Annotated in this window: 21 protein-coding genes and 1 tRNA gene; 9 read left to right on the top strand and 13 right to left on the bottom strand. The window is 72.9% G+C overall.

What is annotated here, in order from left to right:
• The first annotated feature begins 113 nt into the window (after positions 1-113).
• Genes OHT61_RS14605 through OHT61_RS14615 form a run of 3 tightly spaced genes read left to right on the top strand, consistent with a single transcriptional unit; the run spans position 114 to position 2,598 of the window.
• On the top strand, positions 114-479 hold the full coding sequence (locus OHT61_RS14605; protein ID WP_327117278.1) for a YbjQ family protein: 366 nt from the start codon (positions 114-116) through the stop codon (positions 477-479).
• Between the two features lie 54 nt (positions 480-533).
• Positions 534-1,157, top strand: a complete 624-nt coding sequence (gene wrbA, locus OHT61_RS14610; RefSeq protein WP_329038565.1) for an NAD(P)H:quinone oxidoreductase — start codon at positions 534-536, stop codon at positions 1,155-1,157.
• 16 nt (positions 1,158-1,173) lie between these two features.
• On the top strand, positions 1,174-2,598 hold the full coding sequence (locus OHT61_RS14615) for a glutamate decarboxylase (protein ID WP_329038567.1): 1,425 nt from the start codon (positions 1,174-1,176) through the stop codon (positions 2,596-2,598).
• 29 nt (positions 2,599-2,627) lie between these two features.
• On the opposite strand, the gene OHT61_RS14620 is transcribed toward OHT61_RS14615, so the two are convergent.
• From OHT61_RS14620 to OHT61_RS14635, 4 genes are all read right to left on the bottom strand, one after another.
• The gene (locus tag OHT61_RS14620; protein ID WP_329038569.1) at positions 2,628-3,269 is read right to left on the bottom strand and encodes a PadR family transcriptional regulator; all 642 of its coding nucleotides are present in this window, start codon (positions 3,267-3,269) and stop codon (positions 2,628-2,630) included.
• 18 nt (positions 3,270-3,287) lie between these two features.
• Positions 3,288-3,842: a DinB family protein gene (locus OHT61_RS14625; protein ID WP_329038572.1), complete on the bottom strand. Its 555-nt coding sequence runs from the start codon at positions 3,840-3,842 to the stop codon at positions 3,288-3,290.
• 84 nt (positions 3,843-3,926) lie between these two features.
• Positions 3,927-5,384: an aldehyde dehydrogenase family protein gene (locus OHT61_RS14630; RefSeq protein WP_329038574.1), complete on the bottom strand. Its 1,458-nt coding sequence runs from the start codon at positions 5,382-5,384 to the stop codon at positions 3,927-3,929.
• Between the two features lie 54 nt (positions 5,385-5,438).
• On the bottom strand, positions 5,439-6,302 hold the full coding sequence (locus OHT61_RS14635; protein WP_329038576.1) for a helix-turn-helix domain-containing protein: 864 nt from the start codon (positions 6,300-6,302) through the stop codon (positions 5,439-5,441).
• A gap of 359 nt (positions 6,303-6,661) precedes the next feature.
• Here OHT61_RS14635 and OHT61_RS14640 point away from each other — a divergent pair, with 359 nt between their 5' ends.
• Positions 6,662-7,204, top strand: a complete 543-nt coding sequence (locus OHT61_RS14640) for an ATP-binding protein (RefSeq protein ID WP_329038579.1) — start codon at positions 6,662-6,664, stop codon at positions 7,202-7,204.
• A gap of 129 nt (positions 7,205-7,333) precedes the next feature.
• Here the strand turns inward: OHT61_RS14640 and OHT61_RS14645 are convergent, their stop codons facing one another.
• The 4 genes from OHT61_RS14645 to OHT61_RS14660 form a co-directional block, all read right to left on the bottom strand.
• On the bottom strand, positions 7,334-7,576 hold the full coding sequence (locus OHT61_RS14645) for a DUF397 domain-containing protein (RefSeq protein ID WP_327117265.1): 243 nt from the start codon (positions 7,574-7,576) through the stop codon (positions 7,334-7,336).
• Positions 7,577-7,972: 396 nt separating this feature from the next.
• Positions 7,973-10,048: an FUSC family protein gene (locus OHT61_RS14650; RefSeq protein ID WP_329038581.1), complete on the bottom strand. Its 2,076-nt coding sequence runs from the start codon at positions 10,046-10,048 to the stop codon at positions 7,973-7,975.
• 55 nt (positions 10,049-10,103) lie between these two features.
• The gene (locus OHT61_RS14655) at positions 10,104-11,279 is read right to left on the bottom strand and encodes a DUF2786 domain-containing protein (RefSeq protein ID WP_329038582.1); all 1,176 of its coding nucleotides are present in this window, start codon (positions 11,277-11,279) and stop codon (positions 10,104-10,106) included.
• 28 nt (positions 11,280-11,307) lie between these two features.
• Positions 11,308-12,237: an NADP-dependent oxidoreductase gene (locus OHT61_RS14660; protein ID WP_329038584.1), complete on the bottom strand. Its 930-nt coding sequence runs from the start codon at positions 12,235-12,237 to the stop codon at positions 11,308-11,310.
• Between the two features lie 200 nt (positions 12,238-12,437).
• On the opposite strand from OHT61_RS14660, the gene OHT61_RS14665 reads away from it, so the two are divergent.
• The 3 genes from OHT61_RS14665 (at position 12,438) to OHT61_RS14675 (ending at position 16,191) form a co-directional block, all read left to right on the top strand.
• Positions 12,438-14,144: a bifunctional 3'-5' exonuclease/DNA polymerase gene (locus OHT61_RS14665; protein ID WP_329038586.1), complete on the top strand. Its 1,707-nt coding sequence runs from the start codon at positions 12,438-12,440 to the stop codon at positions 14,142-14,144.
• Between the two features lie 274 nt (positions 14,145-14,418).
• Entirely contained in the window at positions 14,419-15,474 is a 1,056-nt protein-coding gene (locus tag OHT61_RS14670; RefSeq protein WP_329038588.1) for a DUF2804 domain-containing protein, read from the top strand.
• 36 nt (positions 15,475-15,510) lie between these two features.
• On the top strand, positions 15,511-16,191 hold the full coding sequence (locus OHT61_RS14675) for a phosphotransferase (protein ID WP_329038590.1): 681 nt from the start codon (positions 15,511-15,513) through the stop codon (positions 16,189-16,191).
• Between the two features lie 24 nt (positions 16,192-16,215).
• On the opposite strand, the gene OHT61_RS14680 is transcribed toward OHT61_RS14675, so the two are convergent.
• Together OHT61_RS14680 and OHT61_RS14685 are read right to left on the bottom strand one after the other, a co-directional pair.
• Positions 16,216-16,860, bottom strand: coding sequence for a response regulator transcription factor (locus OHT61_RS14680; RefSeq protein WP_329038593.1), 645 nt, complete (start codon positions 16,858-16,860; stop codon positions 16,216-16,218).
• 7 nt (positions 16,861-16,867) lie between these two features.
• On the bottom strand, positions 16,868-18,154 hold the full coding sequence (locus OHT61_RS14685; protein WP_329038595.1) for a sensor histidine kinase: 1,287 nt from the start codon (positions 18,152-18,154) through the stop codon (positions 16,868-16,870).
• Positions 18,155-18,288: 134 nt separating this feature from the next.
• On the opposite strand from OHT61_RS14685, the gene OHT61_RS14690 reads away from it, so the two are divergent.
• Both OHT61_RS14690 and OHT61_RS14695 read left to right on the top strand, forming a co-directional pair.
• On the top strand, positions 18,289-19,041 hold the full coding sequence (locus OHT61_RS14690; RefSeq protein ID WP_329038598.1) for an ABC transporter ATP-binding protein: 753 nt from the start codon (positions 18,289-18,291) through the stop codon (positions 19,039-19,041).
• Positions 19,035-21,497, top strand: coding sequence for an ABC transporter permease (locus OHT61_RS14695; protein ID WP_329038600.1), 2,463 nt, complete (start codon positions 19,035-19,037; stop codon positions 21,495-21,497). Before OHT61_RS14690 ends, OHT61_RS14695 begins: the two co-directional genes overlap by 7 nt.
• 169 nt (positions 21,498-21,666) lie before the next feature.
• Here OHT61_RS14695 and OHT61_RS14700 read toward each other — a convergent pair whose 3' ends face one another.
• The 3 genes from OHT61_RS14700 to OHT61_RS14710 all read right to left on the bottom strand — a co-directional run bounded on the left by OHT61_RS14700 (position 21,667) and on the right by OHT61_RS14710 (position 24,441).
• The gene (locus OHT61_RS14700; protein WP_329038602.1) at positions 21,667-22,566 is read right to left on the bottom strand and encodes a sulfurtransferase; all 900 of its coding nucleotides are present in this window, start codon (positions 22,564-22,566) and stop codon (positions 21,667-21,669) included.
• 173 nt (positions 22,567-22,739) lie between these two features.
• A tRNA-Thr gene (locus OHT61_RS14705) sits at positions 22,740-22,813 on the bottom strand.
• A 98-nt stretch (positions 22,814-22,911) separates the two neighbouring features.
• Positions 22,912-24,441, bottom strand: coding sequence for an alpha/beta hydrolase (locus tag OHT61_RS14710; protein WP_329038604.1), 1,530 nt, complete (start codon positions 24,439-24,441; stop codon positions 22,912-22,914).
• Positions 24,442-24,504 lie beyond the last annotated feature (63 nt).

Below are 24,504 nucleotides of genomic sequence, written 5' to 3' on the forward strand. Positions count from 1 at the left end.
GCGTGGCCGCCCCAAGTTATCAACGCCGCGGCGGACCCCTGGGTTCCACTGGCGTAAGCGAGGATGCGCACGGCCCGGACGGGAGCGAGGCTTTCCGCAGGAGGTGCCACATCATGGGCATTGAGGACTACGGCGGCGGACAGACGCCGCGGGCGGACGTCCTGGTCGTCACGACGAACGACGTACCCGGCCACCAGGTGACCGAGGTCATCGGGGAGGTGTTCGGGCTCACGGTCCGCTCACGCCACCTCGGCAGCCAGATCGGCGCGGGGCTCAAGTCGATGGTCGGCGGCGAACTCAAAGGGCTGACGAAGACCCTCGTCGAGACCCGCAACCAGGCGATGGAGCGACTCGTCGAGCAGGCCAGGACCCGTGGTGCGAACGCGGTGCTGATGATGCGGTTCGACGTGAGCGAGGCGGCGGACGTGGGCACCGAGGTCTGCGCCTACGGAACGGCGGCCGTGATCAACAGGATCTGACACCGCCCTCGCCCCCGCGGTTCGGCCGCGCCCCCCTCACCGGAGGTTCTCCGCATGCCCACGTCCGTCAACGTCGCCGTCGTGTACTACTCCTCCACCGGCACCATCTCGGCCATCGCCGACGCCCTCGCGAAGTACGCCGAGAACGCCGGCGCCCAGGTGCGGCTGCGCAAGACCGCCGAGCTCGCCCCGCAGTCAGCCATCGACGCGAACCCGGCCTGGGCGGCTCACGCGACGGCGACCGCCGGTGTCCGCGAGGTGACGCCCGACGACATGGTCTGGGCGGACGCGGTGATCTTCGGTACGCCGACGCGGTACGGCAACGTCGCCGCCCAGCTCAAGCAGTTCCTGGACACGCTGGGCGGCCTCTGGCAGGCCGGGAAGCTGGCGGACAAGGTCTACAGCGGCTTCACGGCCAGCGCCACGGCCCACGGCGGGCAGGAGTCGACCCTGCTGGCGCTCTACAACACGATCCACCACTTCGGCGGCATCCTCGTCCCGCCCGGCTACACCGACGCGTCGAAGTTCGCCGACGGCAACCCGTACGGCACCTCCCACGTGTCCGGTCAGGGCGACAACCCGGTCGGCGAGCAGACACTGACCGCCGCGCGCGTGCAGGCGGAACGCGTCGTGAAGTTCACCCGGGCCATCAAGGCCGGACTCGCGGCAGAGAACTGAAGGGGACGACTCACCGATGCCACTGCACCAGGGTTCGCACGGCAGGCCGGCGCCCTCCGAGGAGCACCGCAGACTGGCCCTCAACCCGTTCTACGGGGAGGCCGATCCGACCGCGCAGATGGAGGCCGCGCCGGCGACCCACCAGCTCCCGGACGGCCCGCTGCCCCCGCTGACCGCCTACCGGCTCGTCCATGACGAGCTGATGCTCGACGGGAACTCCCGGCTCAACCTCGCCACCTTCGTCACCACCTGGATGGAACCCCAGGCCGGCGTCCTGATGGGCGAGTGCCGCGACAAGAACATGGTCGACAAGGACGAGTACCCGCGTACCGCGGAGCTGGAGCGGCGCTGCGTGGCGATGCTCGCCGACCTGTGGAACGCACCCGATCCGATGGCCACGGTGGGCTGCTCGACCACGGGCTCCAGCGAGGCCTGCATGCTGGCCGGACTGGCGCTCAAGCGGCGCTGGGCCAAGAAGAACTCCGGCCGCTATCCGGCGTCGGCCCGGCCCAACCTCGTCATGGGCGTCAACGTCCAGGTCTGCTGGGAGAAGTTCTGCACGTTCTGGGAGGTCGAGGCCCGGCAGGTGCCGATGGACGGGGAGCGGTTCCACCTGGACCCGCAGGCCGCGGCCGAACTCTGCGACGAGAACACCATCGGTGTCGTCGGGATCCTCGGCTCGACCTTCGACGGGTCCTACGAGCCGATCGCCGAACTCTGCGCCGCGCTGGACGACCTCCAGGAGCGGACGGGGCTCGACATCCCCGTGCACGTGGACGGCGCGTCCGGGGCGATGGTGGCCCCGTTCATCGACAAGGACCTGGTGTGGGACTTCCGGCTCCCCCGGGTGTCCTCGATCAACACCTCCGGTCACAAGTACGGTCTGGTCTACCCGGGCGTCGGCTGGGCGCTCTGGCGTTCACCGGCCGAGCTGCCCGAGGAACTGGTCTTCCGGGTGAACTACCTGGGCGGCGACATGCCGACCTTCGCGCTGAACTTCTCCCGGCCCGGCGCACAGGTGGTGGCGCAGTACTACACGTTCCTCAGGCTGGGCCGGGAGGGCTACCGGGCCGTCCAGCAGACGTCCCGGGACATCGCGATGCGGCTGGCGGAGGGCTTCGAGTCGCTCGGGGACTTCCGGCTCCTCACCCGCGGCGACGAGCTTCCGGTGTTCGCCGCGACGACCAAGCCGGAGATCACGGCGTACGACGTCTTCGACGTCTCACGGCGGCTGCGGGAGCGCGGCTGGCTGGTGCCCGCGTACACCTTCCCGGCCAACCGCCAGGACCTGTCCGTGCTCCGCGTCGTGTGCCGCAACGGCTTCTCGTCGGACCTCGCGGAGCTGCTGCTGGACGATCTGCGGAGCCTCCTGCCGGAACTGCGTGCCCAGCCGGGCCCGTTGCAGCGCGACAAGGCGGCGCAGACCGCCTTCCACCACTGACCGCCCGCCGGGCCGGGTCCCGGTGACGGTCAGCCGAGGTCGCCGGGGTCGGGCGTGCCCGTCGCGTACGGGTTCTCCTGCCCCTCGGCGAGCACCCCGACGAAGGGCTCCCCCTCCCCGGCGAAGGTGTACGCACCGGCCTCGACCCGCGCGATGAGACCACGGGTCCACGCGGCGCCCGCGTCGGCCGAGTGGACCCACAGGTTCATGATCTCGCCGATGTGCCCGAGCGGTTCGGGTCCCTCGGAGGGCGTGTAGTGCTCGGTGACCGAGGCGCGCCAGCCCTCGATGGCGGTGATGCGCCGGCGCAGCAGCGCCACCGCCTCCTGCCGCTCCAGCTCGACGATGAAGCCGATGCCCGCCGAGAGCACGTCCACCCCGGGGTCGTAGGAGGTCAGGGCGGACCTCAGCAGGGCGAAGAACTCCTCGGTGCCCCGCTCGGTGACCTCGTACTCGGTGCGGGGCGGACCGCCTGCCGTGGACGGGGCGGTCTCGTGGGCGAGGAGCAGTCCCTGCTTCGCCATCTGCTTGAGCGCGTGGTAGATCGATCCCGGCTTGGCGTTGGACCACTCGTGGGCGCCCCAGTACTCCAGGTCGTTGCGCACCTGGTAGCCGTGCGCGCGGCCGTGCTGACGCACGGCGCCCAGGACCAGGAGACGGATCGCCGACATGCCGTCCACCCTACGTAGTCAGCTCCTGCCCGGGGAACCCGCCTCCTGGGCGACCAGATCGAGGGCCTTCCGGCCGTCCAGCGACTCGCGGAGGATGTCGGCGTGGCCCGCGTGGCGGGCGATCTCCTCGACCAGGTGGACCAGGAGCCAGCGCATGGAGCAGCGCTCGTTCTCCGGGTACCAGGGTGCGGGCGGCAGCGGGAAGGTGTCGTTCATGTCGCCGACCTCGTGGTGGATGAAGGTCTCGGTCTCCGAGGCGACCTTCTTCCAGAACTCGAGCATCCCGGGCACGGTCTCGTCGCCGACGAGGCGGAAGCCGTCGGCCCAGGTGGTCTCGTCCCGCTGCCGGTCGTTGGGGCGCCGCTGTGCCAACCGCAGCCAGTTCAGCTCCGTCTCGGCTGCATGCTTGAGCAGCCCGGACAGGGAGAAGTCGCTGACCGAGGGACGGCTCGCCGCCTGTTCCTCCGTGAGTCCGAGCACGGACCGGCGGATCGCGCCGCGCTGCGCCTCGACGAAGGCGAGGAGCATGCCCCGCTCGTCTCCGGGGTCGCCTGCGGGAACGTGCGTGACCATGCTGCCTGCCTTCGGTCGTACGTGACGGTGTGCCCCGCCAACGTACGGAACCCGGGGGCCGGATCCGCTCCCCGGCCGCGGGTGTCAGAAGGGAAAGACTGTTCGCCCGTGCTGCACCGAGATCCACTGCTGGGTGGTGAAGGCCTCCACCGCGGCCTCGCCGTTCAGGCGTCCCATGCCCGGCCTCTTCTCGCCCCCGAGCGCGACGAGTGGATCGTCCTGCACGGTGGGTCCGTTGACGTGGAACATGCCGCAGGTGATGCGCCGGGCGAACCGCACGCCGCGTTCGGCGTCCGCCGTGTGCACGGCGCCGCTCAGCCCGTACGGGCTGTCGTTGACGATGCGTACGGCGTCGTCCTCGCCGTCGAACGGCACCAGCAGGGCCACGGGGCCGAAGATCTCCTGCTCCAGGAGCGGTGAGCCCTCGGGCAGTCCGGTCAGCACGGTCGGTTCGACGAGTGTGCCGCGGGTGCGGCCGCGCACGAGAGCCGTGGCCCCCTCGGCGAGAGCGCCGTCGACCAGCGCCGTCAGCGCGTCCGCCTGGAACTCGCTGATGACCGGCCCGATCCGGGTGCCCGGATCGCGCGGATCGCCCACCTCCAGGGCGGACACCTCGGCCGTGAGAAGCGCCGAGAACTCCGCCTCCACGGACCTGTCGACCAGGATGCGGTCGGCGGCCATGCCCACCTGCCCCTGGAACAGGAAGCGGCTGAAGACGGCTGCCCGGACCGCGTGGCCGAGGTCGGCGTCCTCCAGGACGACCAGTGCGCTGTTGCCGCTGAGTTCGAGCACGGTCCTCTTGAAGAGCCCCGCCGCGGTGGCGGCGATGTGCCGGCCGACCCGGTCGGAGCCGGTGAAGGCGATCACCTTGGGCACGGGGTGCTCGATGAACGTGTCGCCGATCTCGGCGCTGTCGGTGATGAGGACGTTGAGGAGGCCTGCGGGCAGCCCGGCGTCCTCGAAGATGCGGGCGACCAGCGCCCCCCCGGCTATCGGGGCGTTCTGGTGGGGTTTGACGACGACCGCGTTCCCCAGGGCCAGTGCGGGGGCCACGGTCTTCATCGTCACCAGGAAGGGGAAGTCGAAGGCGCTGATCACGCCCACGACCCCGACGGGCAGCCGGTGGACGCGGTTCTCCTTGCCGTCCGCCAGGGAGGGCAGCAGCCGGCCGGAGGGGCGGAGCGCCTGCCCGGCCGCCTCGTGCAGGAACTCCTGCGCGAGGCGCACCTCGTACTCGGCGCGGTGACGGGTGCCGCCGAGCTCGTCGATGATCAGCTCGGCTATGTCGTCGGCGCGTTCCGCGACGAGCCGGGCGGCTTTCTCGAGAACGTCGCGCCGCCCATAGGGACTGGCACCGGCCCATTCGACTTGCGCGCGTTCCGCGGCTCGGTAGGCGCGGTCGACTTCCGCCGCTGTCGCCACGGTGACGGAACAGAGCTTTTCGCCGTTGAAGGGATTGAAATCAATGATGTCCCACGCACCGCCACCGGTCAGCCACTCGCCGTCGATGTACTGGTGGGCCAGTTCACTGAAGTAGGACATGCAATCCCTCACTGCAGGCGCCGACTCCTGTCAGTTCGTCATCGTACTGGCGATTCACGTCAGTTGAAGGAGTCCCCGGAGAAGATCCCGGCTCTCCTCCGCACCCGGGCTGTCCTCGTGGAGCCGCGTCATGGCCTTTTCGTACTGGGCGACTTCTTCGGGCTTGTCCAGATAGAGGGCACTTGTCAGCTGTTCCAGATACACGATGTCCGACAGATCGGATTCCGGAAAACGCAGCATGGTGAATGCCCCGCTCTCGCCGGCATGGCCGCCGAAACTGAACGGCATCACCTGGAGAGTGATGTTCGGCTGCTCGGACATGTCGATCAGGTGCCGCAATTGCGCACGCATCACTTCACGGCCCCCGTAGGGGCGGCGCAGGGCCGCCTCGTCGAGCACGGCGTGGAAGCGGGGGGCACGCTCCGAGACGAGCGCCTTCTGGCGCGCCAGTCGCAGCGCGACCCTGCGGTCGATCTCGGCCGGCGGGGCTCCGGGCATTCCGCGCGCGACGACGGCATGGGCGTAGGCCTCGGTCTGCAGCAGTCCGTGGACGAACTGCACCTCGTAGATCCGGATGAGCGAGGCCGCCCCCTCCAGACCGATGTATGTCTGGAACCAGCCGGGCAGCACGTCGCCGTAACTGTGCCACCAGCCCGCCACGTTGGCCTCACGCGCCAGACTGAGCAGGGAGTCCCGCTCCGCCTCGTCCGTGACTCCGTACAGCGTGAGCAGGTCCTCGACGTCCCTGGCCTTGAAGCTCACCCGTCCCAACTCCATGCGGCTGATCTTCGATTCGGAGGCGCGGATCGAGTAGCCGGCCGCCTCACGCGTGATGCCGCGCGACTCGCGCAGGCGCCTGAGCTGTGAGCCCAGCAGGATGCGCCGCACCACAGAACCACTCGACTCGCCTGCCGACACTGGCTTCCGACCCTCCCCATCGCTTCCCGTGCACCGGAGCTCCCCCGAACCCCGGAGCCGGATTCTGCCACCAAAACGCTTCAGCCCGTACTCATTCGATTACAGAGATGGCAAGGCTTTCCGAAAACCCCGGAACCGGGAAGCGGAAGAAATGAGTCAGAACCGTCACGCTACCGGGCACGTCCGGCGCGTGCACGTGCATCTGCCCTTGCATCTGCCGTGCGCATTGGGAACCATGGTCCTCGCGCACCTGCGTGCTCGTTCGTGTTGTGCCGCTGTACCCGCAGTGCCCGCTACAAGCAGTGTCGCTACAGCCGCGAATCCTGGGAGTGCCTCGCATGGGGACGAATGGATCGACGATGCTCGAGCCGTTACGGCAGGGGCTTCCACCCATCGACCCCTCGGCGGTCGCGGGATCGGCCTCCTGCTCGCTGCCGGCCCGGTACGAAGCTGTGGGCGGCGCACGGAAGTTCACCCGTACGACACTGACCTCGTGGGACCTGGGCGACCGCTTCGACGACGTCGCCCTGGTCGTGTCCGAGCTGGTCACCAACGCCCTCCGGCACGGTCTGCCGGACGAAGCGGCGCCGAGGCACCAGGACTCCTCCGTGCGTCTGCACCTCATGCGCTGGACCTCACGGCTGGTGTGCGCGGTGCGCGACCCGAGCGAGGCGAGTCCTGTCGCGGGCGAGGCACCCGATTCCGCCGAGTCCGGCCGGGGGCTGTTCCTGGTGGAGTCCTTCAGCGACTGCTGGGGCTGGCACCCCTCCCCGCTCCTCGGCAAGGACACCTCGGCCGCGGCGGGCCCGCGGGGCAAAGTGGTGTGGGCGCTGTTCCGGCTGACGGACCACGCCGTACCGGCGTACCCCGTGCCGGTGGACGCCTTCCCCGACAGTCTGTAGCCAGGGGGCCGGTCAGCGCCGCACGGGCGGCGCGCGCGACCACGCACCCCTCCGGCTCCGCCGGCCGCGTGCACCGCTCTCCGGGCCGTGCCGTTCCCGGGCAGGCCGCGGCGCGGCCCCGGGGTGCGGTCAGGCACCCGTCGCGAGATGGTCGAACTCCCCGTCCTTGACGCCCAGCAGCAGCGCCTCTATCTCGGCCGGCGTATAGACGAGCGCGGGCCCGTCGGGGTGGCGCGAGTTCCGCATCGCCACATTTCCGCCGGGCAGTTTCGCGAACTCCACGCAGGACCCCTGGGAGTTGCTGTGTCTGCTCTTCTGCCAGACGACTCCGCGGAGCTCTGTGGCCGCCATGCCGTTGTACACGTGGTGCACAGGACGCTCCCCGAGTTGCAAGGTGCAAGTGTCAACTAGCTCGGATCATAGCTGTGTTCATATGCCAATGCATGAGCAGATGCACGTGCACGGGCGGTGCGCGCGCGACTACAGCCTTTCCCTCTGATCCACTCCCCCAGGGCCCCTCTTCATCCGCCCCTATGGGAGAGAGACGAACGGCGCGCCAATTTGGCTCCCGTTTAACGGAGTTGTTCTGTCGCCACCCTCCGGGCGGGCGGGGGGATTCCAGGCTGTGAATCGGCAGGGGAAGTGCCGTCGTCCAGGATTGCGCAGTCCGGCACTCCGATCGCCGTCCTCCTGCCCGCCCCGCTCGCGTCGGACGGTTGCGACAGCGACGCCACGAAGGAAAGGATGCGGACGTGCGTGGAACAGCCCTCAGGGCTTCCCGGTGCCCTCCAGCGCCCGCGAGAAGTCCTCGAGGGCGTCCAGCAGCAGCAGCGCCCCGTCCCGCACGAAGGCGTCCGGCACGGGCCCCTCGGCGTCCCGGCGCCCCAGCTCGGCCCGGACAGGTTCCCAGTCGGGGACGCGGCGCTCCCGCACCGCCTTGGCCGCCTGCTCCGTGGTGCGCCGCAGCGCCACGGCCAGCCCGGCGGCCTCCGGGACCGGGGTCGCGGAGACAGCCGGCAGATGGGCCTCCATGAGCATCGCGACGCGGCCGAACTGGGCGAGGGCGTCCTCGGCGTCCGAAGCGGCCGTACGGGAGATGCCCCGGTGCCGCACGGGTTCGTGGCGGGCCGTCTCCAGGGCCTCCTGCCACGCCACACGCGCCTCCCGGGTGGTGAGCAGGGCCGTGCGCACGTCGTCGAGGCTCCGGGAGGCGGGATCGGCGTACCGGTCGAGGACCGTGGCGGCGTACCGCCCGTCCGTGACCAGCCAGCCGGCCAGCCGGTCCCGCAGTCTCGGGGTCTCCCAGGCCGGGTAGAGGGCGTACGCCACCATCGCGAGCAGCCCGCCCACGAACGTCAGCAGGACGCGCTCCGGGACGGTCTGGGCCCAGTCGTCCCCGGCCATGCCGAGCAGGAAGACGACGTAGGCGGAGACGCACACCTGGCTCACGGCGTAACCGGTGCGCATGAGCAGGTACATCAGTCCGGCGCTGATCACGGCGAGCGCCGCGGAGGGCCACGCCGTCGGGTGCGCGAGCTGCACGATCCCGGTCGCGAACCCGACTCCGACGACTGTCCCGCCGAAGCGGGCCACCGAGCGGGAGTAGGTCTGCGTGAACTCCGGGCGCATCACCATGACGGCGGTCATCGGCGCCCAGTACCCGTGGCCGAACGGCAGCACGAGGCCGATGAGATAACCCGACGCGGCCACCGCCGAGACCCGGACCGCGTGCCGCAGGACCGTCGACCCGAGGCGCATCTCGCGTCGCATGGCCCGGTACACGACGGGGACCAGCCGCAGCAGGGTGGGACGGCGGCGGTGCGGGACGAGGGGCTCCCCCGGTGTCGTGTCGTCCGTGCCGGTGCCCTCGGCGATCTCGATGACGTCGGCGAGGAGCGAGACGAGCCGCTCGGCCGCCCGGCGCGGCGGCCCCACGAGGATCACCTCGGTGTCGGGGGACTTCAGGACGGAGAGCGCCTCCTCGTCGAGCCGGACCGCGTCGCCGTGGCGCACGGCGTCGGCCGCGGAGTCGAGCAGGGAACCGGCGGCGCCCAGGATCTCCCGCGCCCAGTAGCGTTCCGGCCCCTCCGGGGGGACACCCAGCGCCGGATCGGCGAGCGAGGCCAGGACGGGCCGCAGGCGTTCGGCGACCCCGCGCGCCCCGTGCAGCTCGGCGGGGCGGCGCCGTGCCTGGCGCGGGGTGACGGCGGCCGCACTGCGCGCCGTCATCAGCGGTACGGGGTCGAAGGGCGCCACCGGGTCGTCCCGCAGCCTGCGGGCGTAGTCGGCCTCGGCCGCGAGGGCGTCGGCGAGCGCGTCGCGCTGGGCGCCCCATCTGCGTACGGGGAACAGCACGATGAGGGCCGCCTGGACGAGTCCGCCGAGCGCCATCATCCCGGCGTGCTCCGCCGCGTCGAGGACGGACGTGGGCAGGGTGATGGTGACCAGCATGATCGCGACGTTGGAGCCCGCGATGATGCCGGCGGTGGAGCCCACCGCCCAGGTCAGGCCGGCGACGAACGTCCAGAGCACCAGCAGCGCCAGGAACAGCATGGTGTGATTGACGGTGAGGTAGCCGATGAACGTCGACACGGCCAGGCTGACCCCGGAGACGAGGGCCAGCACAGGCCGCGGGCGCCAGCTGCGCTGGAAGGTCGCGATGGCCGCCTGGAACGCTCCGAACGCCGATCCGGCGGCGATCACCGGGCCGAAGAACGCCAGGCTCAGCCCCACGACCAGGGCCAGTCCCGCGGCTCCGCGCAGAGCGATGAGCGGTTCGAGACTCTGCCGCTCGATCGTCAGGCCCGAGCGGGCGGTCTCCTTCAGCGCCCGGAGCCAGCTCATGGGGCGAGCGTAGCCGGATTCCACCACCAGACCGATATAAGCCGCATGACGGTTTCTAGCGTCGGATTTCGGGCCCTCTCCCGCCCATCCTGGCCCGGTCGGCGGCGGCTGTGCCGTGGTCCCAGCCCTCGGCGTCCGTCGCCCCGCGCAGCCGGGTCGTGGTGGTCCGCGGGAACATCCGCTCGGCGGTGTCGGTGACGGCGACGTCCCTGGCCGCCAGGACCGGCAGCAGCGCGTCCCGTCCGCCGTCGTCGCCCTCCGGGCCGGGCCCGGCACCGGCCGCGGCGGTGACACGGGCGGTGTCCGCCGCGAGGCGGCTGCCCAGGCGCTGGGCGTACGCCAGCAGGAAGGACTGCCGGAACGTCTTGGTCCGCTTGCGTCCCGCCGCTCGCTGCCCGGCCTCCGCCTTCGTCATCGCGGCGGTGCCCTGGACGAGCAGTGAGGTGAAGAGCAGTTCCACGGCGTCGAGGTCCGGCTCGAAGCCCACGACCGTGGTGAACCCGAGGTCGCTGTTCCACACGGCACGGCAGCGGTTCGCCGACGCGACGGAATCGAGCAGGACCGCCTTGGCACTCTCGTACGGGGCGTCGACCCCGATCCGGCGGGCGCCCGGCGTCCCGGCGGCGTGCGTCCGGGCGGCGAGGAGCGCCTCGTCGATGCTGTGCCGGGCCATCAGCTCCTGCGCCTTGGTGGTGAGCGCCTCGGCCTCCTCGGGGAAACCGGTGGCCTCCGCCTTGGCGAGCAGCGCCCGGATCCTGGTCAGCATGCGGGGCTCGCCGTGGGCGGGCGGCCGGTGCGAGGCCTCGGCCGCGGTCCCGGGGGGCGGGCCGGTCGGCTCGATGGCGGGCAGCCGCAGCAGCACCCGGTAGAGCACGAGGATCTCCGAGGCGTAGGTGAAGCGGTCGGGCCGGTTACGGGGCACGGGGCCGGGCAGCGCGGCGACCTGGTCGGCCCAGCGCGGGGGCAGCTGCCCGTACGCGGCCGTCTCGGCCCTGATCAGCACGGCGGCCAGGGCCGCCCCGTCCTCGTCCAGCTCGCGCCGGACGGTCCGTACGACGTCCGCGGGCTGCCAGCCACGCGCCCACGCGCGGCGGACGAACTCCTCGCCCCGGCGGTGCAGCTCGTCGTCGGCGGACGGATCGGCGGCGAGGAGGGAGGCGCCGGTGTCCAGACCCGCGTCGTCGTCCGAATACAGGGCCGCGGCGCACGCCCGGTCGATCACCGATTCCATACGGCAAGCGTAGGCGGCGGGGTGCCGCTCAGTGCTCCCCGGGGAGCAGGACCAGTTTGCCGCGCACGTGCCCGGCCTCGCTCAGCTCCTGCGCCCTCGCCGCCTCGCGGAGCGGGAAGGTCCGCTCGACGGGGATCCGCAGGCCGCCGACGGCCGCCGCCTGCGCGTACTCGCCGAGCCGCCTGCTCTCGCCGGCGGCGCCACCGCCGCCCGCCGAGAACGCGACCCCGTGGTGCGCCGCGTCCGCGTCCGCGATGGTGACGATCCTGTCGGCGGTACCGCCGCGCAGTTCCACCGAGTCGGCGAGCACGCCTTTCCCCGCGACGTCGAACACCGCGTCCACGCCCTGGGGAGCGACCTCCCGCACCCGCTCCACCAGCCCGTCCCCGTACGCCACCGGAACCGCGCCGAGCACCCGCAGGTAGTCGTGATTGGCCGGTGACGCGGTCCCGACGACCGTGGCCCCCCGCGCGACGGCCAGCTGCACAGCGGCGGAACCCACCGCTCCGGACGCCCCGTGCAGCAGCAGCGTCTCGCCCTCGGACACCGCGAGCTCGTCCAGTACCCGGGCGGCGGTCCCCGTCGCGACCGGCAGCGCGGCGGCCTCGGGCCAGCCCAGTATCTCGGGCTTGCGGGCGACGGCGCCCACGTCGGCCAGCACGTAGTCGGCATACGCCCCGGTCGCGCTCCGGCCGAGTACCGCGTCCCCGACCGCGAACTCCGTCACGCCCTCACCCGTCTCGTCGACGACCCCGGAGAACTCGCTGCCCGGCACGGCGGGCAGCGGGGTCGGGAACGCCGCCTCCATCCAGCCGTTGCGGATCTTGTAGTCGACCGGATTGACCCCGGCGGCCCGGACCGCCACCCGGATCTGCCCGGGGCCGGCGTGGACGTCGTCGATGCGGGCCCGGCGCAGCACCTCGGGGCCGCCGAACTCCTCGTACACGATCGCTTCCATACCGGCTCCTCCGCGTCCTCGCCGCTCCCGGTGCGCGCGGCGCGCACCTCCCTCCGATCCTCGCCGCAGTCCGGCGCGCCCGCCCGCCGAGCCGGGGGCGCCGGACCTGGCGTGGGGGACGCCAGGGCGTGGCGGTTCCGGTCACCGGGCGGCCCGGCGAGCCCGGGTGCGCTGTCAGTGGCGGGTGCAAGACTCGGCCCATGACCGAACGTTGGGCTCTGGCCATCGCGGAGGGTGGCGGCGCACTCGTCGCGCCGCTGACGCGCGACGGCCTTCCCTCGGGCCCCGTCCTGGCCGAGCCCGACCTCGTGGAGGCGGTCCGCTCCCGCCCCGGGGTGACCCGTTGGGTCTGGCGCTCGACCGCGGCGGTCTACCCCCGGCTGCTCGCCGCCGGCGTCCGGGTCGAGCGGTGCTACGACATCGAGTGCGCCGAGCAGCTGCTGCTCGGCCACGAGGGAAGACTCGGCGAGCCCCGCTCCGCCCCGGCGGCCTGGGCCCGGCTGCGCAACGCCCCGGTGCCACCCGATCCGCCGCCCCGCTCCGCGGAGCCCGGTTCGCAGTCCTCCCTCTTCGAACCGCGCTCGGGCGCCGATCTGCCGTTCGAGGCGCTCCTGGAGGTCTACGCCGAGCAGCTGCGCCGCCACGAAGCGGCCGAACACCCGGACAGGATGCGGCTGCTCACGGCGTCCGAGTCGGCCGGCATGCTGGTCGCCGCCGAGATGAACCGGTCCGGCCTGCCCTGGCGGGCCGACGTGCACCGCGAGGTGCTGAACGACCTGCTCGGCGAGCGCTACGCGGGCGGGGGCGAGCCGCGCAGGCTGGCGGAGGCCGCGGACGAGGTCTCGGCGGCGTTCGGCAGACGGGTGCGCCCCGACCTCCCGGCGGACGTGGTGAAGGCCTTCGCCGGGGCTGGGATCAAGGTGCGGTCCACCCGGCGCTGGGAGCTGGAAGGGCTCGACCATCCCGCGGTGGAGCCGCTGATCCGGTACAAGAAGCTGTACCGCGTCTGGACGGCCCACGGCTGGAGCTGGCTCCAGGACTGGGTGCGCGAGGGGCGCTTCCGGCCCGAGTACCAGCCCGGGGGCACGGTCAGCGGCCGCTGGACGACCAACGGCGGCGGCGCCCTGCAGATCCCCAAGGTGATACGCCAGGCCGTCGTCGCCGACGAGGGCTGGCGGCTGGTCGTGGCCGACGCCGACCAGATGGAACCGCGCGTGCTGGCGGCGATCTCCCGCGACCGGGGGCTCATGGAGGTGGCGGGTCATGACGCCGACCTCTACAAGACCCTGTCCGACCGGGCGTTCCACGGCGACCGCGACCACGCCAAGATCGCCCTGCTCGGCGCCGTGTACGGACAGACCTCGGGCGACGGCCTGAAGAACCTGGCGGCGCTGCGGCGACGCTTCCCCCACGCCGTGGCGTACGTCGACGACGCGGCGAAGGCCGGCGAGGAGGGGCGGCTCGTCCGCACCTGGCTCGGCCGTACGAGCCCGCCCGCCGCCGGGGCGGACGAGGACGGGGAGGCCGGCATCCCGCAGGAGAGCGAGGAGCCACCTGCCGGGGGGAGTGCCGACGGGTACGGCGTCACCCCGGGCTACGCCTCGTCGAACGCCCGTGCCCGGGGCCGCTTCACCCGGAACTTCGTGGTCCAGGGAAGCGCGGCGGACTGGGCCCTTCTGCTGCTGGCCGCCCTGCGGCGGACACTGGCCGCGCAGGGGATGCGTGCGGAGCTGGTGTTCTTCCAGCACGACGAGGTGATCGTGCACTGCCCGGAGAAGGAGGCACCCGCGGTGGTGGAGGCGATCCGCGAGGCGGGAGAGCTGGCGGGGCGGGTGGCGTTCGGCGAGACGCCGGTCAGGTTCCCGTTCACCACGGCGGTCGTCGGGCGCTACTCCGACGCCAAGTAGCCCTGTCCGAACGGCCGATCCCGTCGCACCGCGACCGCGGCGCCCGCCGTTCGTCGGCGGACACGGCCTGCGACGTGAGGCCGCCGGGGTGCCCCCGCGGGCGGGTCCGCACCGGTCCGGCGTCCGCGGACACGGCCCGCGACGTGAGGCGCCGGGATGCCCCCGCGGCGTGTCCGGTGCCCCGCTCCGCGCGTTGCGGGGCGCCCCGGGGAGCGCCCCCGGCGCACCCACGTCCGAACGGGAAAGGGCCCGTACCCCGCTATAGGCTCCGGCCATGGCGACGCACGAGCACGAGATCACCGAGCCCGTCGACCTGTGCCTGCCCGACGGCAGCCTGAACCCGGCGGCGGTCGGCTGGTCCAGGAAGCCCTTGCACCGCGCCAACCTGCGGGGCTGGGGCCGGACGAAGCGGTGGGAGCACTGGTGCGTGACGACGCCCACCCACCTGGTCGCCCTGACCGTCAGCGATCTCGACTTCCTCGCGCTGAACAGCGTCTACGTCCTGGAGTTCGGACCCGGGGGGCGGGAGTTCGAGTGCTCCGCGATCGTGCCCGCCGGGCGGGGCGTCAGCCTGCCCGACACCATCGCGGGGTCCCCCGGCTCCCAGGACGTGGTGGTCGGGCCCGCCCGGCCGACGGGCGGCAGGGTGCGCGTCGAGATCCGTGACGAGAACGCCGGGACCCGCCTGCGGGCCCGCTGCCTGACGCCGGAACGCCTGCCCCTGGAGGTCGACATCCTGGTCGCGCGGCCGGAGGGCCACGAGTCGCTCTCGGTCGTCGTTCCGTGGAGCGGGCAGCGCTTCCAGTACACCTCCAAGCACACGGCGCTCCCCGCCGCCGGGCGGGTCCGCGTCGGCAGGGACCTCCTCGTCTTCGGCGGGGCGCACGACGACACCTGGGCCGTCCTCGATCACGGGCGCGGGCGCTGGCCGCGCACGGTGGACTGGAACTGGGGGGCCGCATCCGGACGTGCGGGTGGACGGACGATCGGCCTCCAGTTCGGCGGACGCTGGACGAAGGGCACGGGGGCCACCGAGAACGCCCTCTGCGTCGACGGCCGGCTCACCAAGATCGGCGAGGAGCTGGACTGGCGGTGGTCGATCTCCGACCCACTGGCCCCCTGGACGATCCGTACGCCCGGATCGGACCAGGTGGACCTGACGTTCGTCCCCTTCCACAACCGCTCCGCGCACACGGACGCCGGCCTGATCGCCAACCGCACCGACCAGCGCTTCGGCCACTACACCGGCACGATCCGCACCGACGACGGCGAGCGCATCGCCGTGCGGGAGCTCCTGGGCTGGGCCGAGGACGTCCACATGCGCTGGTGACTCCCCCGCGCGGGGCGGCGCGGGTAGGTTTCCCGCATGCATATAGGCCCACTCCTGGGCTCGGGCCGCACCGCCGACGTGTACGCACTCGAAGGTCCCTGGGTCCTGCGCCGCTACCGCGACGGCATCGACGCCGCCGGTGAACTGGCCGTGATGTCCTACCTCTCGGCTTCGGGCTTCCCTGTCCCGCGCATCGGTCCGCGCGCCGAGGGGGCGCTGCCGACGGACCTGGTGCTCCAGCGGCTGACCGGTCCGACCCTGGCCGAGGCCATGCTGACGGGGGTGGTGACCGCCGCGGAGGGGGCGGGGCTGCTGGCACGGCTCCTGCGCGAACTGCACGCGATCCCGCCCCGGCTCTCCCTCGACACCGGGGACACGATCCTGCACCTGGACCTGCACCCCGAGAACGTGGTCCTGGACCCCGAGGGTCCCAGGGTGATCGACTGGCTGACGGCGGCCGAAGGGCCTCCCGCCCTGGACCGCGCCATGTCCTGCCTGATCCTCGCCCAGGTGGCGCTGGACCCGTCGTTCCCCGCCGGCGCACCCGTCCGCGACCTCCTCGAAGCGTTGCTCCGGCGGATCGACGAGGACGGCGGCGTACCCGCGGAGGCCCTCGCGCGGGCGACGTCCCTGCGCGGACGGGATCCCCGGCTCACCGCGCACGAGCGCGCGGTGCTGGACGAAGCGGCGGCGCTGGTGGCAGCGCTCGGCGGCTGACCCGGCGGCGCCGGACCGTGCGGATCACTTCCGCAGGTAGGCCAGGACCGCCAGGACGCGGCGGTTCGTCGCATCGGTCAGCGAGAGGTCGAGCTTGGTGAGGATCGAGCCGAAGTGCTTGCTGACCGTGCCCTCACTGACCGTCAGCGCCTGTGCGACCGAGGCGTTCGACCTGCCCTCCGCCATCAGGGCCAGCACCTCCCGCTCACGGGCGGTGAGACGTTCCAGCGGGTCCCGCCGGTGCCTCAGCAGCTGGCGGACCACCTCAGGGTCGACGACGGTTCCGCCCTCGGCCACCCGGCGCAGCGCGTCGACGAACTCCTCGACGCGGCCCACGCGTTCCTTGAGGAGATAGCCCACGCCCACTCCGTCGCACGAGTCGAGGAGTTCTTCCGCGTAGGCCCGCTGGACGTACTGGCTGAGCACCAGGACCGGCAGCCGGGGCCGGGCCTCACGCAGGGCGACGGCCGCCCTGAGCCCTTCGTCGGAGAAGCCGGGCGGCATCCGTACGTCGGTCACCACGACGTCCGGGACGTGTTCGGCCACGGCGGCGGTGAGTTCCCCGGCGGTACCGACGGCCGCGGCCACCTGGTGGCCGAACCTCTCCAGCAGCCCCACGAGGCCCTCCCGCAGGAGCACACTGTCCTCGGCCAGCACGATGCGCAGCACGGAATCCTCATTCGGCCGGGTGGGCGGGCACCCGGGGCACGTCGAGCCGCAGCACGGTCGGCCCTCCGGGCGGGCTGGACAGTAGCAGGCTGCCGTCGAGCACGGACAGCCGGTCGGCGACCCCCTGGAGCCCGGTCCCCCCGCTGGTCGCGGCTCCGCCGTTCCCGTCGTCCCGCACCTCGACGGTAAGCCGCCCGCCGTCCGCCCGGCCGGTCACCCGGGCCCGGCTCGCCCCGCTGTGCCTGGCCACGTTGGCCAGGGCCTCGCAGACCGCGAAGTACACGGCACTCTCCACCGGTTGAGGCAGCCGCGGCAGGGGGAGGTCCACGTCGACGGGTACCGCCGAGCGGTCGGCGACGTCCTCGACCGCCGCGGCCAGACCCCGGTCGGTGAGAACCCGCGGGTGGATGCCCCGGATGAGTTCCCTGATCTCCACCAGGGCCGCCCCCGCCTCGTCGTGGGCCCTGGCCAGCAGACCGCCCAGCGGCTCGGCCGGACTCTCCAGCCTGGCGAGGCCGAGCGTCATGGAGAGGGCCACCAGCCGCTGCTGCGCCCCGTCGTGCAGATCGCGCTCGATCCTGCGCCGCTCGGCCTCGAAGGCGTCGACCAGCCGCATCCGGGACCGCCCCAACTCCTGGATGCGGGCGTCGAGTCCACCGGGCTCCGACGGCAGCAGCACCCGGGTGAGAGCCGCCCGCCCGACGGCCGCCCAGCCCAGCGGATACGCGGACAACGGCAGCAGCGCCACCCCGAGCAGGGCGACGGCGAACGCCTGCGGATAGGAATCGGCCAGGTACAGCTTCAGCACACGCACCTCCCCGCCCCCGGTGACGGCGGCCATGACGACGGGAGTCGCCGACAGGGCGCCGCAGACGGCCAGGACCCCACCGGCCAGCAACGCCTCCAGGGGCCACAGAACCCCCGCGAACAGCACCGCGTACCCCAACTCCCGCCAGGTGGCCGGCTCCCGCAGCCGGGTGCGCAGCCAGACCGCGAGCCCGGGACGCTCCGGCGCCCGGTGCGGGTCGCCGAGGCGTACGGGATCGATCAGTCGCAGCCTGCGCCGCTCCACCGCGGCGACGGGGATTCCGATGAGGACCAGCGTCAGCAGGAGGGGCAGACCCACGAGTACGGGCGTCAGGGCGGCGCCCGTCGCGGCCAGCAGCACGACGGACACGAGGAGCACCAGTCCGGCCGGAACGCTGCTCAGCAGGTACAGCGCCGCGCGCCACGGCCAGGCGCCGAGCAGGTAGCGGCGCCGCACGAGGGCCTGCCGGAGGGTGAGGGAGCTCATGGACCGCACGGTAGACAGGGCGGACCACCGGCCACCACCCGGCAGGCGGGGGCCCCGTGGTGGAGCTGTCTCCACCACGACGACTCCCCCTCGCTGCGATGTGCCCGCGGTCCGCGGGCGGTTGGCTCGACACCATGAATCAGCGACCAGCCGAAGCCCCGCCGGCCGTCCGGCTCGACACCGTCACCCGGTCCTTCGGGAAGGGCGGGGACACGGTCACGGCCCTGGACGGCGTCAGCCTCACCGTTCCCCGCGGTTCCTTCATGGCGATCATGGGACCGTCCGGTTCGGGGAAGTCGACTCTGCTCCAGTGCACCGCCGGCCTCGACCGGCCCACGTCCGGCCGGGTGTTCCTCGGCGACACGGACCTGACGGAGCTGGGCGAGCGCCGGCTGACCCTGCTGCGCCGCGAGCGGATCGGCTTCGTCTTCCAGGCCTTCAACCTGCTGCCCGCGCTCACCGCCGAGCAGAACGTGGCACTCCCGCTGCGGCTGGCGGGCCGCGGGCCCCGGCGCCCGGAGGTGCGCGCGGTGCTGGAGCGGGTCGGCCTGGGCTCCCGGGCGCGGCACCGGCCCGCCGAACTGTCGGGCGGGCAGCAGCAACGCGTCGCCCTGGCCCGTGCCCTGGTGACCCGGCCCGAGGTCCTGTTCGCCGACGAGCCGACCGGCGCACTCGACTCCCGTACGGGCCGCGGGGTCCTGGAACTGCTGCGGTCGATGGCCGACGACGGCCAGACGGTGATCATGGTGACGCACGACCCGGTCGCCGCCTCCCACGCGGACCGGGTGGTCTTCCTGGCCGACGGATCGGTACGCGACGAGCTCCACGCCCCGGCTCCGGAACACATCGCCGCGCGCATGACCTCCCTGGCGGTGGTCCCGTGCTGAGCACCGCGCTGCGTTCGATGCGGACGCGCTGGGTCACCTTCACCGGCTCCTTCGTCGCTCTCACGCTGGGCGTCGGGCTGACCGCCATGACGGGACAGGCCCTGGCCTCGACGTTCGACGCCCCCGAGCGCGCTCCGGAACGCTTCGCCGCGGCCCCCGTGGTCGTGGCGCCCTCAAACACCCTCCGGGTCGCCACCCCCGTCGGGGAGCGCACGGCCCCCCTCACCGACCCCCGTCCGGTGCCGGAGGCTCTGGCCGCCGGTCTCGCACGGCTGGGCCGGACGGCCGAGGACCGTACGTTTCCCGTGGAGGCGGCCGGGAGAGAGGCCGTCGGCCATCCCTGGTCCATCGCCGCCGCCACCCCGTACCGCGTCGTCTCGGGCCGTGCCCCCGCCGCTCCGGGTGAGGTCGTCGTGACGGGCGGCGCGGGCCTCCGGACCGGGGACCGTATCCGTGTCGGCACTCCCGGCGGAGCCGGAACCCGGACCGTCGTCGGCACCGTCGCGGACGCGGGCTTCGAGTCGGCCGTGTTCTTCACCGACGCCGAGGCCGCCCGCATCCGTCCGGCGGTCGACGCGGTGGCCGTGCACGCGGACCCGGCCGCCGTACGGGCGCTGACCCGCACGGTCCCCGGGATGAGCGTCCTCACCGCGGACGAGCGGCGCCGGGCGGACCCCGGTCCGGACCGGGACCGCGAGGCGCTGACCGCGGTCAACGCGCTGCTCGGGACCGCGGCCGGCATCACCGGTTTCGTCTCCGTCTTCGTCGTCGCCTCCACCTTCTCCTTCGCGGTGGCCCAGCGACGGAGGGAGTTCGGGCTGCTCCGCACGGCCGGCGCCACACCGGGCCAGATCCGCCGCGCGGTCGTGGCCGAGGCACTGGTGGTCGGGGCCCTCGCCTCGGCGGCCGGCTGCCTGCTGGGGGAGGCGGCCGCACCACGGCTGGCCGCCCGGCTTGCGGCTCAGGGGCTCGCACCGGCCTGGTTCACGATCGGGGACGCGGCCTGGCCGCTGCACACCGCCTTCTGGACCGGGCTGGGTGTCGCACTCGCCGGTGTCGCCGTCGCCTCGCACCGGGCAGGCCGGGTCCGGCCGGCCGAGGCGCTGCGGGACGCCTCTGTGGACGAGAGCAGCATGCCCCTGAGCCGTCTGCTCGGGGGCTCCGCCGTCCTGCTGACCGGGCTCGGGCTGCTGGGGTGGGCCCTGCTCACCGACCCCGGCGACCTGCTGAAGCGGAAGACGTACCTCCTGCAGCCCTTGTGGATCATCGTCGGTGTCGCGCTGCTCGCGCCGCTGTTCTCCCGCCCGCTCACACGTCTGCTCGCCTGGCTGCCCGCCCGGCTGCCGGGGGCGACCGGGCTGCTGGCCCGGCAGAACGCGTCCGCCGGCGTCCGCCGTACCGCCGCGGTCGCCGCACCCGTCCTGATCACCGTCGCGCTCGCCGCGTCCCTGCTGGGCACCGTGGCCACCATCAACGAGGGCAAGGCGTCCGAAACCGCGGCGGTCCTGTCGGGCGCGGACTTCCGGGCGGGCGGGGACGGCCCTCTGGACCCCCGCTTCATGCAGCGCGTGCGGCACATCCCCGGCGTCGTGACGAGTGCGTCCCGCTCGACGGGGGTCACCGTCCTGGAGGACGGCACGGCGCTCGTCTCCTCCGAGGCCAGGGCGGCCGAGCCGGCGGGCCTGGCGGCGACGGGCCGGCTCCCCCTCGTGTCGGGCCGGCTCGCCGACCTCGACGACGACTCCATCGTCGTCAACGAGGAGTGGGAGACACGGACGGTGGGCCGCCGCGTCGGCGTCTGGCTCGGCGACGGCCGCAGGGTGTCGCTCCGGATCGCGGCCGTGATGCGTGTCGGCACCGGAGGCAACGGCGTGTACGTGACCCCCGCCAACGCTGCGGGTGCCGCCGTCGACCGAGTCGACGTCAGGCTCCGTGCGGGCGCCGACCGTTCGGCCGTACGCGCCCTGCTGGAGGAGGCGGGGCGCGACACGGGCACCCCGGTACTGACGGGCGAGGCATGGGTGGCGGCGCACCACCCGTCCGCCGGCGGCCACACCCGTGCCGGCCTGCTGCTCGTCCTGGGCATCGCCCTGCTGTACAGCGGGATCTCGCTGGCGAACACCATGGTCATGGCCACCTCCGACCGGGTCCGTGACTTCGCGGTGCTGCGCCTCACCGGAGCGACGAAAGCCCAGGTGCTTCGGCTGGTGGCCGTCGAGGCGCTGCTGGTGGTGGCGGTGGGTGCGGTGCTCGGAGCGGCCGTGGCCGGGCTGGACCTGCTGGGCGTGCGGGCTGCTCTGGCCCTCCTCTCGGTGGACTCCCCGGTGGCGGTCCCGTGGATCCCGGTCGGCGCGGTGGTGGCGGCCTGCGCCGTACTGGCCGTGGTCTCCGCCGTGCTGCCGGCCCTCGCGGCGATGCGCACACGGCCGGTGGAGTCCGCGGGCACCCGAGAGTGAGCCGGACGGGGGCGACCACGGGGCGGACCGACGGGGTTGCGGGCCGCCGTGGGCACGTACGGACCGGGCGGCCTCCGTACGGGGCCCGGAGGCGGTACGGACCGGGCGGCCTCCGTACGGGGCCCGGAGGCGCGGGCGGCCGGAGCGACGGTGATCCGCTCGGGCGGGGTCAGGCTCCGTCGTCGCCGGCGGGATTCGGGCCCGTCACGACCGGTCGGTCCGACGGCAGACCCCACTCGCCCCACGAGCCGTCGTACACGAACACGTCGCGGTACCCGGCCAGTTCGGCCCCGAGCGCCAGGACACACGCGGTGACGCCCGATCCGCAGCTGACGACGAGCCGCTCCCGGCTCCCCGCCGACGCCGTGAACGCCGCGCGGAGTTCGTCGGCGGGGAGCATCAGGCCGTCACGCTGGATCTCGCCGAACGGCAGGTTCACCGACCCCGGCATATGGCCGCCGCGCAGGCCGGGCCTGGGTTCCGGGGCCGAACCCGCGTACCGCTCACGGGACCTCGCGTCGAGCACCGCCGAGCGGGCGTCGCCCAGGGCCTCGGCGACATCGTCGGCGCCGGCGAACATCCCGGGGCGGGGGCGGGCGGTGAAGTCACCGGCCCGCTCCGCGGTCCCGAGCTTCGCGGTGCCGGGCTCCCGGTACTCCACCGGGAGCCCGGCGGCCTCCCAGGCGGGCAGGCCGCCGTCGAGCACCGCGACCCGGTCGAAGCCCATCGCCCTGAGCATCCACCAGGCGCGTGCGGCCGAGTAGATCCCCGCGGTGTCGTAGACGACCACGGTGTCGCCGCCGTCGACGCCGAGGGCCCGCATTCCGGCGGTGAACTGCTCCGCTCCGGGCATCGTGTGCGGCAACGGCACGGCAGGGTCGGACATCGCGCCGTCGATGTCGAAGCGCAGGGCACCGGGGACGCACCGCCCGGTGGCACGGTGGGCACCCACGGACGCGTCGAGGACCACCATCCAGGGGAGAGCCAGACGCCCGGCGAGCCACTCCACCCCGACGAGCGGGCCGGGCAGCGCGCCCGCCTCCGGCGCCGTCCCCGCGTGCCCGGTCATGTTCTCCCTCTCGTCGGCGCCTGCGCGGTCGCGGGTGCGGACGTGCTCTCGCTGCGAAACGGGTCCGCGTCGAGAGGCACGTCCGCACCCGCGCCTGGCCGGCATCCTGATCCGCTGCTCCGGGAAAAGCAGAAGCCCCAGGTCACGGCGAGTGAGTCCTGGGGCTTCGGCAGGGCCGCCTTCGGGATTCGAACCCGAGACCTACGCATTACGAGTGCGTTGCTCTGGCCAGCTGAGCTAAGGCGGCACGCCCTGTCGCACCGTGGTGCGATCAGCAGCGACGCCAAGTCTACACAGTTTCCGGGGGTGCTCCGCACCGCCCGCCCTTGGCGGCATAAACGCAGGTCAGGCGCACTTCTTCCCGTTCTTGGGCGGAGTGCCGTCCAGCAGGTACCTGTTGATCGCCGTGTCGATGCAGTCGCTGCCGCGGCCGTACGCGGTGTGCCCGTCGCCCTCGTAGGTGAGGAGGACGCCGGAGGACAGCTGGGCCGCGAGGGCCTTGGCCCACTTGTACGGGGTGGCGGGGTCCCGGGTGGTGCCGACCACCACGATGGGGGCCGCCCCCTCGGCCACGGTGCGGTGCGGGGCACCGGTGGGGTCGACGGGCCAGGCGTCGCAGTTCAGCGCGGCCCAGGCGAAGCCCCTGCCGAAGACCGGGGACGCCTTCTCGAAGGCCGGGACCGCCTTCTCGACCTCTTCCGGGCCCGAGAAGGCGGGGGCCAGGTCGAGGCAGTTGACGGCCGCGTTGGCGAACATCAGGTTGGCGTACTTACCGCTCGGCTGCCGCTCGTAATAGCTGTCGGCGAGCGCGAGCAGGCCGGACCCGTCGCCGCGCTTCGCCCCGGCGACGGCCTCCCGCAGCTGGGGCCAGGCGGCCTCGTCGTACATCGCGGCGATCACCCCGGTCGTGGCCAGGGACTCGGTCAGCTTACGGCTCTCACCGGTCGGCACCGGCTCGGCGTCCAGGTCGGCGAAGAGCCGCTTCAGCGCGGTCGCCGCGTCGGCCGTGGACGTGGTGCCGAGCGGGCAGTCCGACTGCTTCACGCAGTCCGCGGCGAACGACTGGAACGCCTTCTCGAAGCCCGCGGTCTGATCCCGGTTGATCTCCTCCGCGGGGAGCGACGGGTCCATCGCCCCGTCCAGGACCAGACGGCCCACCCGGGCCGGGAACAGGTCGGCGTAGGTCGCACCGAGGAACGTGCCGTACGAGGCGCCGACGTAGTGCAGTTTCTCGTCACCGAGCAGCGCGCGCAGGATGTCCATGTCCCGGGCCGTCTCGACCGTGGACACGTGCGGGAGGATCCGGCCGGAGCGCTTCTCGCAGCCTTCGGCGAACTTCTCGAACGCCTGGTTCAGCCGGTCGGCCTCGCCCTGGTCGTCGGGGGTCTGGTCCACCTGCGTGTAGGCGTCCATCTCCTTGCCCGTGAGGCACTCGACGGGCTCGCTGCGGGCCACCCCGCGCGGATCGACGGCCACCATGTCGTACCGTGCGCGGACGGGGGCGGGGTAGCCGATGCCTGCGTAGCCCTGGAGGTACCCGATGGCCGAGCCGCCCGGACCGCCCGGGTTCACCAGGAGCGAGCCGATCCGCTTGCCCGGACCCGTGGCCTTCGTACGGGACACGGCCAGTTTGACGTCCCCGTCGCCCGGCTTCGCGTAGTCCAGCGGGGCCTTCATCGTGGTGCACTGGAAGCCCTCCACGCCGCAGTCCCGCCAGCGCAGCTTCTGCGCGTAGTACGGCTTCAGCTCCTCGGTCGCGGCCGAGCCCGTCGCCGAGGCGCTGGGCGCCGAACCGCCACTGCTGCAACCGGAGACGAGCACGCCGGCAGTGCCGAGCGCGGTGGCGAACGTACGGAGCAGGCGCCTGGTGTCCATCCCAGGAGCGTAGCGGCAGGGTGACGAGTCGATCGATTTCCAGCTCATACGGGTGAATTCGCT

The organism is Streptomyces sp. NBC_00178 (assembly GCF_036206005.1).
In the GTDB taxonomy this organism is placed as follows: domain Bacteria; phylum Actinomycetota; class Actinomycetes; order Streptomycetales; family Streptomycetaceae; genus Streptomyces.

What these genes read in the sequence shown, in the direction of transcription:
- OHT61_RS14605 (WP_327117278.1), top strand. Translation starts at nt 114, where the DNA reads ATGGGCATTGAGGACTACGGCGGCGGACAGACGCCGCGGGCGGACGTC.
- wrbA (WP_329038565.1), top strand. Translation starts at nt 534, where the DNA reads ATGCCCACGTCCGTCAACGTCGCCGTCGTGTACTACTCCTCCACCGGC.
- OHT61_RS14615 (WP_329038567.1), top strand. Translation starts at nt 1,174, where the DNA reads ATGCCACTGCACCAGGGTTCGCACGGCAGGCCGGCGCCCTCCGAGGAG.
- OHT61_RS14620 (WP_329038569.1), bottom strand. Translation starts at nt 3,269, where the DNA reads ATGTCGGCGATCCGTCTCCTGGTCCTGGGCGCCGTGCGTCAGCACGGC.
- OHT61_RS14625 (WP_329038572.1), bottom strand. Translation starts at nt 3,842, where the DNA reads ATGGTCACGCACGTTCCCGCAGGCGACCCCGGAGACGAGCGGGGCATG.
- OHT61_RS14630 (WP_329038574.1), bottom strand. Translation starts at nt 5,384, where the DNA reads ATGTCCTACTTCAGTGAACTGGCCCACCAGTACATCGACGGCGAGTGG.
- OHT61_RS14640 (WP_329038579.1), top strand. Translation starts at nt 6,662, where the DNA reads ATGCTCGAGCCGTTACGGCAGGGGCTTCCACCCATCGACCCCTCGGCG.
- OHT61_RS14650 (WP_329038581.1), bottom strand. Translation starts at nt 10,048, where the DNA reads ATGAGCTGGCTCCGGGCGCTGAAGGAGACCGCCCGCTCGGGCCTGACG.
- OHT61_RS14655 (WP_329038582.1), bottom strand. Translation starts at nt 11,279, where the DNA reads ATGGAATCGGTGATCGACCGGGCGTGCGCCGCGGCCCTGTATTCGGAC.
- OHT61_RS14660 (WP_329038584.1), bottom strand. Translation starts at nt 12,237, where the DNA reads ATGGAAGCGATCGTGTACGAGGAGTTCGGCGGCCCCGAGGTGCTGCGC.
- OHT61_RS14665 (WP_329038586.1), top strand. Translation starts at nt 12,438, where the DNA reads ATGACCGAACGTTGGGCTCTGGCCATCGCGGAGGGTGGCGGCGCACTC.
- OHT61_RS14670 (WP_329038588.1), top strand. Translation starts at nt 14,419, where the DNA reads ATGGCGACGCACGAGCACGAGATCACCGAGCCCGTCGACCTGTGCCTG.
- OHT61_RS14675 (WP_329038590.1), top strand. Translation starts at nt 15,511, where the DNA reads ATGCATATAGGCCCACTCCTGGGCTCGGGCCGCACCGCCGACGTGTAC.
- OHT61_RS14685 (WP_329038595.1), bottom strand. Translation starts at nt 18,154, where the DNA reads ATGAGCTCCCTCACCCTCCGGCAGGCCCTCGTGCGGCGCCGCTACCTG.
- OHT61_RS14690 (WP_329038598.1), top strand. Translation starts at nt 18,289, where the DNA reads ATGAATCAGCGACCAGCCGAAGCCCCGCCGGCCGTCCGGCTCGACACC.
- OHT61_RS14700 (WP_329038602.1), bottom strand. Translation starts at nt 22,566, where the DNA reads ATGACCGGGCACGCGGGGACGGCGCCGGAGGCGGGCGCGCTGCCCGGC.
- OHT61_RS14710 (WP_329038604.1), bottom strand. Translation starts at nt 24,441, where the DNA reads ATGGACACCAGGCGCCTGCTCCGTACGTTCGCCACCGCGCTCGGCACT.